Genomic DNA, 10,877 nt, shown 5'->3' on the forward strand with positions numbered 1-10,877 from the left:
AAATCGGTTCCGCAGGGGCGAGCACTTCCCGTCACTCGATACCCATGCGCCGCCTGGCGCGATGCGCCGAGCCATCGCGCATCGCCCAGCGCAGCACGGGGGCGGTGCGTTTCAGGCCCAGGCGAATCAGCCGCCGCTGCAGCGGGCCATGCTCCAGGCCCAGCAGGGCCTGGGCCCAGTCCGGCAGCAGGTCGATGCCGGCGTGCAGCATCAGCTTGCCCACAGGTTGCGCCAGGCGGCTGGGGGCGGGGGCCTTGAGCAGGATCTCGACCACCTCCAGGCTGCGCGCATCGCACTGCATCTGTGTGCGCATCTGCCGCAGGTAATCCTCGACCTGCTGGCACGAGCGCGGTACATCGCGCGCGCCCAGGCGCTCGGCGACCAGCGCGATTTCAGCATAGTAGGCGTCCTGGTCGGCGCGCGAGAGCTGCGGGTTGCGGTAGCGCAGGTGGGCGGCGAGGAAGCTGCTGACTTCGGCCACGTGCACCCAGGTCAGCAAGTCGGGGTCGCTGGCGGCATAGGCGCGGCCATCGGGCGCAATGCCTGTGACCTGCAGGTGGATGGTGCGCACCTTGTCGATCAGCCACTGGGCATCGCGGGTCGAACCGAAGGTGGTGCCGGAGATGAACTGGCTGGTGCGCCGCAGGCGGCCCAGCAAGTCTTCGCGAAAGTTGGAGTGGTCCCATACCCCGGCCAGTGCCAGCGGGTGCAGCAACTGCAGGAGCAAGGCGCTGATGCCGCCGACCAGCATGCTCGGAAAGTCGCCATGCACCTGCCAGCTGATGCTCTGCGGGCCGAACAGGCCGGGGTCGCCCTTGGGCGATTCCAGGTCGAGCTGGCCGAGGGCCAGCCCGGTAAGGCTCATGACCTGGGTTTCGATGCGGCGACGTAGGGCTTCCATGGCGACCTGTGGTTCAGGGCGGCCATGGACGCTGGCCGCCAGCTATTGATTGAGCCGTGTGTCGATCAGCCCCTGGACCACGCTCGGGTCGGCCAGGGTCGACGTATCGCCCAGGTTGTCCAGCTCGTTGCAGGCGATCTTGCGCAGTATACGCCGCATGATCTTGCCCGAGCGGGTCTTGGGCAACGCCGGCGCCCACTGGATCAGCTCGGGTTTGGCGAAGCTGCCGATTTCCTTGCTCACCAGGGCCAGGAGCTCGGCCTTGAGGGCGTCGTCCGGGGTGATGCCATTCATGGTCGTGACGAAGGCGTACACGCCTTGGCCCTTGAGGTCGTGCGGGTAGCCGACCACGGCGGCCTCGGCGACGCTGTCGTGCAGCACCAGCGCGCTTTCCACTTCGGCGGTGCCGATGCGGTGGCCGGAGACGTTGATCACATCGTCGATGCGGCCGGTGATCCAGTAGTCGCCATCGGCATCGCGGCGGGCGCCGTCGCCGGTGAAGTAGTAGCCGGGCATGGGTTTGAAATAGGTGTCGACCATGCGCTGGTGGTCGCCATAGACGCTGCGGATCTGCCCTGGCCAGCTGGCCTTGATCGCCAGCAGCCCGGCGCCTGGGCCCTCGATCAGCTTGCCCTGGTCGTCCAGCAGCACCGGCTGCACGCCGAACATGGGCTGGGTGGCACAACCGGGCTTGAGCTTCAGCGTGCCAGGCAGCGGCGTGAGCATGATGCCGCCGGTTTCGGTCTGCCACCAGGTGTCGACGATGGGGCAGCGTGTTTGCCCGACCGCTTCGAAATACCACTCCCAGGCCTCGGGGTTGATCGGCTCGCCGACGCTGCCAAGCAGGCGCAGGCTCTTGCGCGAAGTGCTCTGCAGCGGCGCCGAGCCCTCGCGCATCAGCGCGCGCAGCGCGGTGGGGGCGGTGTAGAAGATGTTCACCTGGTGCTTGTCGACCACCTGCCAGAAGCGTGAGGTGTCGGGGTAGTTGGGCACGCCTTCGAACATCAGCGAGATCGCGCCATTGGCCAGCGGGCCGTAGACGATGTAGCTGTGGCCGGTGACCCAGCCGACGTCGGCGGTGCACCAGAACACTTCGCCGTCGCGGTAGTCGAACACCACCTTGAAGGTCATCGTCGCCTGCAGCAGGTAGCCGCCGGTGGTGTGCAGCACGCCCTTGGGTTTGCCGGTGCTGCCGGAGGTGTAGAGGATGAACAGCGGGTCTTCGGCTGCCATCGGTTCCACGGGGCAGTCGTCGCCGGCGTTTTCGGTCGCCTGGTGATACCAGAGGTCGCGGCCTTCGCTCCAGGCCACCTCGCCACCGGTGCGTTGCACCACCAGTACGCTGCTGACGGCCGGGCAACTGGCCAGGGCCTTGTCTACGTTTTGCTTGAGCGGGATGCGCTTGCCGCCGCGCACGCCTTCATCGGCGGTGATCACGGTGCGGCAGTCGGCATCGAGAATGCGGTCGCGCAGGGCATCGGGGGAGAAGCCGCCGAACACCACCGAATGGATGGCGCCGATGCGCGTGCAGGCGAGCATGGCGTAGGCGGCCTCGGGGATCATCGGCATGTAGATGCACACCCGATCGCCTTTTTTCACCCCGCGTGCCTTGAGGGCGTTGGCCAGGCGGCAGACCTGGCGGTGCAGTTCGCGGTAGGTGATGGCCTTGGCATCCTTGGGGTCGTCGCCTTCCCACAGCAGGGCGGTCTGTTCGCCGCGCCGGGCCAGGTGGCGGTCGATGCAGTTGTAGCTGACATTGAGTTGGCCGCCGTCGAACCAGCGCGCCTTGCCGGTCTTCAGGTCGCATTGCTGCACGCTCGACCAGGGCTTGATCCAGTCCAGGCGCTTGGCTTGCTCGGCCCAGAAGGTGTCGGGGTCTTCGACCGACTGGCGGTAGAGGCGGCGGTAGTCGTCGGGGGAGAGGCTGGCGCACTGGCTGACAGCCAGGGCCTGGGGATAGTCGCGGATATCGAACATGGCGGGTGGTCCTTGCTCTTTTTGGGGGCGATGGACTGCAACGGCTATTCGATTGGACAGTGTAGCTGGGGGTGGTGTTCAAGCTTTCAGGCCAATCGCCGGCAAGCCGGCACCCACAGGTACGCCACTGAACTCAAGAACAGTGGTCACCCTGTGGGAGCCGGCTTGCCGGCGATTAGGGCCGCAAAGGTCAGCCGCGATGACGGCCGCGGAAGAAGTTGATCAGGCCCTGGGTCGAGCCGTCCTCGGCGCTGTCTTCCAGGCTGCCCACCAAGCGCTGGTAGACGCCCTTGCCCAGCTCCTTGCCCAGCTCCACGCCCCACTGGTCGAAGGCGTTGATACCCCAGATCACGCTTTGCACGAACACCTTGTGCTCATACATCGCCACCAGCGCGCCAAGGCGGCGCGGGCTGATGCGCTCGACCACCAGGGTGTTGCTCGGGCGGTTGCCCGGGATCACCTTGTGCGGCGCCAGCTTGGCGATATCGGCTTCGTTCAGGCCCTTCTGGCGCAGCTCGGCCTCGGCCTCCTCGCGGGTCTTGCCGAGCATCAGTGCCTGGCTTTGCGACAGGCAGTTGGCGTACAGCCACTGATGGTGGTCGGCCACCGGGTTGAAGCTCACCACCGGGACGATGAAGTCGGCGGGAATCAGCTGGGTGCCCTGGTGCAGCAGCTGGTGGTAGGCATGCTGGCCGTTGCAGCCCACGCCACCCCAGATCACCGGGCCGGTATCGGTCTTCACCGGTGTGCCGTCGGTCAGCACGCTCTTGCCGTTGGACTCCATGTCCAGCTGCTGCAGGTGCTTGGTGATGTTGCGCAGGTAGTGGTCGTAAGGCAGGATCGCGTGGCTGCGGGCGCCCCAGAAGTTGCCGTACCACACGCCCAGCAAGGCCAGCAGCACCGGCATGTTCTTCTCGAATGGCGCGGTCTGGAAGTGCTGGTCCATGGTGTAGGCACCGGACAGCAGTTCCTTGAAGTTGGCGGTGCCGATGGCCAGGGCGATCGGCAGGCCGATCGCCGACCACAGCGAATAGCGCCCGCCGACCCAGTCCCACATTGGGAAGATGTTCTCTTCGCGGATGCCGAAGGCCACGGCCGCGGCCTTGTTGCTCGACACGGCGATGAAGTGGCGATACAGCTCGGCCTCCGAGCCGCCCTGGGCCAGGTACCAGGTACGCGCGGCCATGGCGTTCTTCAGGGTCTCGAGGGTGTTGAACGATTTCGACGAGACGATGAACAGGGTGGTTTCGGCGCGCAAGTTGGCCGACAGCTCGTGAAACTCGCTGCCGTCGATGTTGGCCAGATAATGGCAGCGCACCCCACGCTGGGCGTAGGGCAGCAGGGCTTCGGACACCAGTTCAGGGCCGAGGAACGAGCCGCCGATGCCGATGTTGACCACGTCGGTGATCGGCTTTTCGCTGTAGCCGCGCCACAGGCCGTCATGAATTCGGCCAACCAGCTCGGTGATCTGGTTGAGCACCTTGTGCACTTCCGGCATCACGTTCACGCCATTGACGCTGAGCTTGTCGCCCACCGGACGGCGCAGGGCGGTGTGCAGGACCGGGCGGCCTTCGGAGGCGTTGATGATCTCGCCGCTGAACATCGACTTGATGGCGTCCTGCAGGCCGACTTGTTCGGCCAGCTGCACCAGCAGGTCGCGGGTTTGTTCGTTGATCAGGTTTTTCGAGTAATCGAGGAACAGGCCGCAGCAGCTCAGGGAGAACTGTTCGAAGCGCTGGGCATCGGCGGCGAAGGCTTCGCGCATGCTGAAGCCTTGCATGGCGTCGCGGTGTTGCTGGAGTGCCTGCCAAGCGGGCAGGGCCGTAACATCGTGGGGTGTACGGTAATACGCCATTGCGCAGAATTCCTTGATGCGTGGTGGTGCTTGGACAGGGCAGTGATTGCCGGGTTCAGGCTGGCCATCATTATAGGCAAAGGGCACGCGCAGGGAATGGGGGAGCAGGGGATTTGCGAGGGGCGCCATTGGCGCCCAATCGCCGGCAAGCCGGCTCCCACAGGTATAGCGTTGTTCTCTGGATAGAGAGCCGGCTACGCGGTCTTGTCTTCCACGTGCAGGTACAGGTTGTCGATCAACCGCGTGTTACCCAGGTAGGCGGCGGCAATCACCACCAGGTCACGATCATCCAGCTGTGCCGGGCGCAAGCTGAGCGCATGGCGCACTTCCAGGTAATCCGGGCGCATGCCCGCTGCGGCGAGCTGCGCCTGCCCTTCGCCGACCAGCGCGGCGAAATCACGCTGGCCACGGCCGATGGCTGCACCGATGTGCTGCAGGGTACGGTACAGCGCCGGGGCGGCAGCGCGCTGCTCGGGCGTGAGGTAGCCATTGCGCGACGACAGCGCCAGGCCATCTTCGGCGCGCACGGTGGGCTCGCCGATGATCTGGATGGGCATGTTCAGGTCACGCACCATGGCGCGGATCACAGCCAGCTGCTGGAAGTCCTTTTCGCCGAACACGGCAAGGTCCGGCTGCACCATGTTGAACAGCTTGCTGACCACCGTCGCCACGCCCTCGAAATGCCCCGGGCGGCTGGCGCCGCACAGGCCTTCGGAGAGGTGAGGCACGCTGACGCGGGTTTGCACGCCCATGCCGTCGGGGTACATCTCATCGACGGTGGGGGCGAACAGCAAGTGGCAGCCGGCTTCGAGCAGGCGCTGCTGGTCGGCGGCGAGGGTGCGCGGGTACTTGTCGAGGTCTTCGTTGGCGCCGAACTGCAGCGGGTTGACGAAGATGCTGGCCACCACGAAATCGGCGCGCTGGGCGGCCTTGGTCACCAGGGCCGCGTGGCCGCTGTGCAGGTTGCCCATGGTCGGCACGAAGGCAATGCGCTTGCCTTCGCCGCGAGCGCGGGCCACGGCGGCGCGCAGTTCGCGGACGGTCTTGACTGTATTCATGCACTGAACCCGTGTTCGCTGCCTGGGAAGCTGACCTCTTTCACCGCCTTGACGTAGGCGGCCAGGGCGCTCTCGATGTCGGGCTGGCCGGCCATGAAGTTCTTCACGAACTTCGGCACCCGGCCGCTCAGCGACAGGCCGAGCATGTCGTGCAGCACCAGCACCTGGCCATCGGTGGCGCTGCCGGCGCCGATGCCGATCACCGGGATGCCCACTGCCTGGGAGATTTCCGCAGCCAGCTCGCTGGGCACGCATTCGAGCAGCAGCATGGCCGCGCCGGCCTGCTCCAGGGCGATGGCGTCGGCACGCATCTGCCGCGCTTGCGCTTCCTGGCGGCCTTGCACCTTGTAGCCACCCAGCACGTTGACCGTCTGTGGGGTCAGGCCCATGTGCGCGCACACCGGGACGCCGCGTTCGGCCAGCAGGCGAATGGTGTCGGCGAGCCAGGCGGCGCCTTCGAGCTTGATCATGTGGGCGCCGGCACGCATCAGCGTGGCGCAGTTGGCGAACGCCTGCTCGGGCGTGGCGTGGGCCATGAACGGCAGGTCGGCGAGGATCAGCGCGCCGTCGTTGCCGCGTTTGACGCAGGCGGTGTGGTAGGCCATTTCGCTGGTGGTGACCGGCAGTGTGCTGTCATGGCCCTGCAGGACCATCCCCAGCGAGTCGCCCACCAGCAACACTTCGACGCCGGCCTGGCTGGCGGCCTTGGCGAAGGTCGCGTCGTAGCAGGTCAGCATGGTGATCTTTTCACCCTTGGCCTTGAGGCCGTTGAGGGTGGTCAGGGTTACTTCAGGCATGTAGGAAAATCCTCGTTCAGGCGCTGTGAAAAACGACTGCAAACAACGCGTGTAGTCATCTTCCGGAGCGGCACATCATCGCGCGTGATGTTCGGGCACAGGTCCGTCCGGGCCTAAATACGGGTGTGCGGCACTATGGTGTCACACGGGACGCCTATAGTCGTGAGCGAGGTGGGGGAAGTCAATGACCCTGTTACCGCAATGTTACTAACAGGGTGTTACTGGCGTTACCGCAGGCCAAAGCGCCCGGATTACAGGCGCTCCAGCCCAACGTAAGGGCAGGCTTCGAGCATCTGGGCGAGGGCGCGGCCATCGGCCAGCTGGAAGTCGTGCGGGACTAGCTCGGCTAGCGGATACAGCACGAAGGGGCGGGCGTGCATGTGGTAGTGCGGCACCTGCAGGCGCGGCACGTCGATGACCTGGTCGCCGAACAGCAGGATGTCGAGGTCCAGCGTGCGCGGGCCCCAGCGTTCCTTGCGCACGCGGCCCTGGTCAAGCTCGATGGCCTGCAGGGCGTCGAGCAAGGCCAGCGGCGCGAGTGCGGTATCCAGTGCGGCGACGGCGTTGGTGTAGCGTGGCTGGCCAGGCAGCAGCGAGTCGCTGGTGTACAGCGCCGAGGCCGCTGCCAGGCGTGTGCCATCGAGCTGGTCCAGCGCCTGCAGGGCGCTGCGCAGCTGTTCGGCCGGGGCGTCGAGGTTGCTGCCCAGGCCAATGAAGGCGCGAGTGGTCACTCGAACGCCTCGTCACCGCCGCGTTTGCGCTTGCTGGGGCTGCGCTTGCGTTTGCGCGGGCCGCCAGCGCCGCCTTCGTCACGGCTGCCCAGCTCGCGGATCATCTCGCGGCGTTCGCTGTCGTTGGCGTCCTGGTAGTCGGTCCACCATTGGCCCAGGTCGTCGGTTTCCTCGCCGGCGCTTTCACGCAGCAGCAGGAAGTCGTAGCCAGCGCGGAAACGCGGGTTGTCCAGCAGCTGGTCGGCACGTTTGCCGCTGCGCCGTGGCAGGCGTTCCTGCATGTCCCAGATTTCGCGGATCGGCAGGGTGAAACGCTTGGGGATGGCGATGCGGGCGCACTGTTCGGCGATCAGGTCGTGGGCAGCGCCGTTCATGGCCGGGATCGGTGGTACGCCTTGATTTTGCAGGTGCAGCACTCGGCTTGGCAGGGCCGGCCAGAGCAACGCGGCGAACAGGAAGGCCGGGGTCACCGGCTTGCCTTGCTTGACGCGCAGGTCGGTGTTGTTCAGCGCCTGGCTGATCAAGGTGTGGGTGTAGGTCGGGCGCTCTTCCAGGGCGTGGGCACTGGCCGGGAACAGCGGCTCGAACAGCTCCAGGTCGACCAGCATTTCGAAGGCGATCGCCCCTTGGCCGGACAGGAACAGCTTGAGGCATTCCTCGAACAGCCGCGCCGGTGGGATTTCGCGCAGCATCGGAGCCAGTTCGCGGATCGGCTTGAAGGTGTGCTTCTCGATGCCGAAATTGAGCTTGGCGGCGAAACGCACCGCGCGCAGCATGCGTACCGGGTCTTCCTGGTAGCGGTGGGTCGGGTCGCCGATCAGGCGCAACAGGCGGTTGCGGATGTCGTGTGCGCCGTTGGCGTAGTCGAGTACGCGCTCGCTGACCGGGTCGTAATACAAGGCATTGATGGTGAAGTCGCGGCGCTGCGCGTCTTCTTCCAGGGTGCCGTAGACGTTGTCACGCAGGATGCGACCGCTGGCGTTGTGCGACGAGCGGTGGCTGTCGCCCTGGTCGTCGTCCGAGTGGTGCGCGCGGAAGGTGGCGACTTCGATGATCTCACGGCCGAAATGCACGTGGACCAGCTTGAAGCGGCGGCCAATGATGCGCGCATTGCGAAACTCGGCACGGACCTGTTCGGGCGTGGCGCTGGTGGCGACGTCGAAGTCCTTGGGCGTGATGCCCAGCATCAGGTCGCGGACACAGCCACCGACCAGGTAAGCCTGGTAGCCCGCGCTCTGCAGGCGCTCGACGATGTTCACCGCGTGGCGGCTGAACTGGTGGCGCTGCAGCGAATGTTGGCTCTTGTTGATCACCTCAGGCGTGGTGCGCTTGTGGTGCTGGCCCGGTACGGGTGGGCGGAAAGACTGGAACAGCTTCTTCAGCATGGGATGCACTGTGTGAAGGAATGTTCGGCCAAGAATAGGAGAATGGCCGCATGATGGGCGGGGATTCTAGCATTTACTCGGGGAATGGTGTAGGCGGTCGCAGATTGGTCTGCTGGAAGGGAGAAACGACAAGGGGAGCCTAAGCTCCCCAAGAAGTCGTTGCGTGCTCTTATTGTTTTTTTGCCGGGCTTCTTGTTTTTGTTGAGTGCCCTGCCCACAAATCCAAACGCTTGTGGACGACCCCCAAACCAGGGGTTAAGAGCAAACGGATTGCTTTGGCCGCTGATGTCACGTTGACCTTTCGATCCAACCAGTTCAGGCGCTGCTTTTTAGTGCAGTTTTTGTTGTTCTCTGCCTGGTCGTGGGGCAAGCCCCAAACACGCATCCTCTCCAAAAGAATCAGTTAGCTGCGCCTCCGCCGTCTTGTTTTTATTGTGCGTGAGCCGTTTCGTCTTGTTCTTATTCTGAGTTGCAGTGCTTGTTATTGTTCTTGTACCAAACATATAGCAGGTGCCGTGCCAACTTTTGGAAACTCAATAAAATCAAGGGTTTGGGCGAATCGTGGGAGGTAAGGCGGGGGCGAAATGTAGAAATTTCGTTACCGTACACCTCGGGGTCTGTTACGCCTGGGCAGGATGGGTAACAGATTTTTGCGGGAACTGATGTGTTACGGAGGAGGGGAGAACACTGGCCCCATCGCCTGGGGCCAGTGAAGGCGCATCACTCGCTGGTGGCGTTGCTCTTGCGGCGCGGGATGCCCAGGCGCTGGCGGCGCTCCCACAGGCACTTGCGGCTGACACCCAGCTTGCGCGCCAGCTCGGTCTCGGTCATGTGGTCCTGATGCTCGAGTACGAAGTGCTGGAAGTAGTCTTCCAGCGACAGGTCCTCGGTCGGCTCATGGCTGGCGTTATTGGCGTTGACGCCGATCGGTACCAGGGAGTTGTCGAGCAGGTCGTCGTCCAGGTCGCCCAGTTCGATGTCGATGCCCAGCAGCTCGGCGGAAATTTCCGCGCTCTCGCTGAGAATCACCGCCCGCTCCACGGCGTTTTCCAGTTCGCGCACGTTGCCCGGCCAGCTGTAATGACGGATGGCTTGCTCGGCTTCGGCCGAGAAGTGCAGGTCGTCACGCCCGATGCGCGCGCTCTGGCGGGCGAGGAAGGCATTGGCGATCTCGTTGACGTCGCTGCCGCGCTCGCGCAGGGCAGGCAGTTTCAGCGCGATCACATGCAGGCGGTAATAAAGGTCTTCACGGAACTGCCCGGCCTTGGCCAGGTTTTTCAAGTCGCGGTGGGTGGCGGCGATCAGGCGCACATCGACCTTTTGCGACTGCACCGAGCCGACCCGGCGAATCTCGCCTTCCTGCAGCACACGCAGCAACCGGGCCTGGGCCTCCAGTGGCAGTTCGCCAATCTCGTCGAGGAACAGCGTGCCGCCGTCGGCGGCTTCCACCAGGCCGGCGCGCCCGGCGCTGGCGCCGGTGAATGCACCTTTCTCGTGGCCGAACAGTTCCGACTCGATCAGCGTCTCGGGAATGGCTGCGCAGTTGACCGAAATCATCGGCGCCTTGGCCCGTCGCGACAGGTTGTGCAGGGCACGGGCGACCAGCTCCTTGCCGGTGCCGGACTCGCCCTGGATCAGCACATTGGAGTCGGTGGGCGCCACTTTGCGGATCTTGCTGTACATGTCCAGCATCGGCGGGCACGAGCCGATGATGCCGATTTCACCGTTGGCAGCGGCTGCGGCCGGGCCGGCCTTGTCGGCCGCCGGGCCCTTGCCGTTGGCGCGCGGCTCGGTAGCCGGGGCAGCTGCCGATGCGGCCGGGCGGTCGCGCAGGATGCGGGCGACGGCCTGGAGCATCTCATCATGGTCGAAGGGCTTGGCGATGTAGTCCACCGCGCCCATCTTCATCGAGTCCACCGCCGAGCGCAGGCTGGCGTAGCTGGTCATGATCAGCACCGGCGTGCCCTGGCCGAGCTTGATCAGCTCGGTACCCGGGGCGCCGGGCAGGCGCAGGTCGCTGACGATCAGGTCGAAGGTGGCAATGCTGAAGCGTTCCTGGGCTTCCTGCACCGAGCCGGCTTCGCTGACCTGGTACTGGTTCCGCTCGAGCAGGCGACGCAAGGCCGAGCGGATGATGGTTTCGTCTTCGACGATCAGAATGTGCGGCATTGAT

General features: G+C 65.0%; 8 protein-coding genes. All 8 read right to left on the reverse strand.

The window, feature by feature from the left end; all coding sequences use genetic code 11:
* Positions 1 to 31: 31 nt before the first annotated feature.
* The 8 genes from ACIPG5_RS16585 to ACIPG5_RS16620 all read right to left on the reverse strand — a co-directional run bounded on the left by ACIPG5_RS16585 (position 32) and on the right by ACIPG5_RS16620 (position 10,873).
* Entirely contained in the window at positions 32 to 901 is an 870-nt protein-coding gene (locus ACIPG5_RS16585) for an oxygenase MpaB family protein (RefSeq protein WP_401376360.1), read from the reverse strand.
* Between the two features lie 42 nt (positions 902 to 943).
* Complete coding sequence (gene acs, locus ACIPG5_RS16590; RefSeq protein ID WP_401376363.1) at positions 944 to 2,878, reverse strand: acetate--CoA ligase; 1,935 nt, start codon at positions 2,876 to 2,878, stop codon at positions 944 to 946.
* Positions 2,879 to 3,068: 190 nt separating this feature from the next.
* Positions 3,069 to 4,733: a glucose-6-phosphate isomerase gene (gene pgi, locus ACIPG5_RS16595; protein WP_176517418.1), complete on the reverse strand. Its 1,665-nt coding sequence runs from the start codon at positions 4,731 to 4,733 to the stop codon at positions 3,069 to 3,071.
* Between the two features lie 194 nt (positions 4,734 to 4,927).
* A complete protein-coding gene (gene panC / locus ACIPG5_RS16600; protein WP_176517417.1) occupies positions 4,928 to 5,791 on the reverse strand; it encodes a pantoate--beta-alanine ligase in 864 nt (287 codons plus the stop codon).
* Positions 5,788 to 6,588: a 3-methyl-2-oxobutanoate hydroxymethyltransferase gene (gene panB, locus ACIPG5_RS16605; protein WP_176517416.1), complete on the reverse strand. Its 801-nt coding sequence runs from the start codon at positions 6,586 to 6,588 to the stop codon at positions 5,788 to 5,790. The genes panC and panB overlap by 4 nt, the downstream gene beginning before the upstream one ends.
* Before the next feature lie 251 nt (positions 6,589 to 6,839).
* On the reverse strand, positions 6,840 to 7,319 hold the full coding sequence (gene folK, locus ACIPG5_RS16610) for a 2-amino-4-hydroxy-6-hydroxymethyldihydropteridine diphosphokinase (RefSeq protein WP_176517415.1): 480 nt from the start codon (positions 7,317 to 7,319) through the stop codon (positions 6,840 to 6,842).
* On the reverse strand, positions 7,316 to 8,704 hold the full coding sequence (locus ACIPG5_RS16615; RefSeq protein WP_176517414.1) for a polynucleotide adenylyltransferase PcnB: 1,389 nt from the start codon (positions 8,702 to 8,704) through the stop codon (positions 7,316 to 7,318). The genes folK and ACIPG5_RS16615 overlap by 4 nt, the downstream gene beginning before the upstream one ends.
* A 720-nt stretch (positions 8,705 to 9,424) precedes the next feature.
* Entirely contained in the window at positions 9,425 to 10,873 is a 1,449-nt protein-coding gene (locus ACIPG5_RS16620; RefSeq protein ID WP_401376368.1) for a sigma-54-dependent transcriptional regulator, read from the reverse strand.
* Between the last annotated feature and the right edge of the window lie 4 nt (positions 10,874 to 10,877).

Source organism: Pseudomonas sp. NPDC087029, from assembly GCF_044745345.1.
Taxonomy (GTDB): domain Bacteria; phylum Pseudomonadota; class Gammaproteobacteria; order Pseudomonadales; family Pseudomonadaceae; genus Aquipseudomonas; species Aquipseudomonas faucium.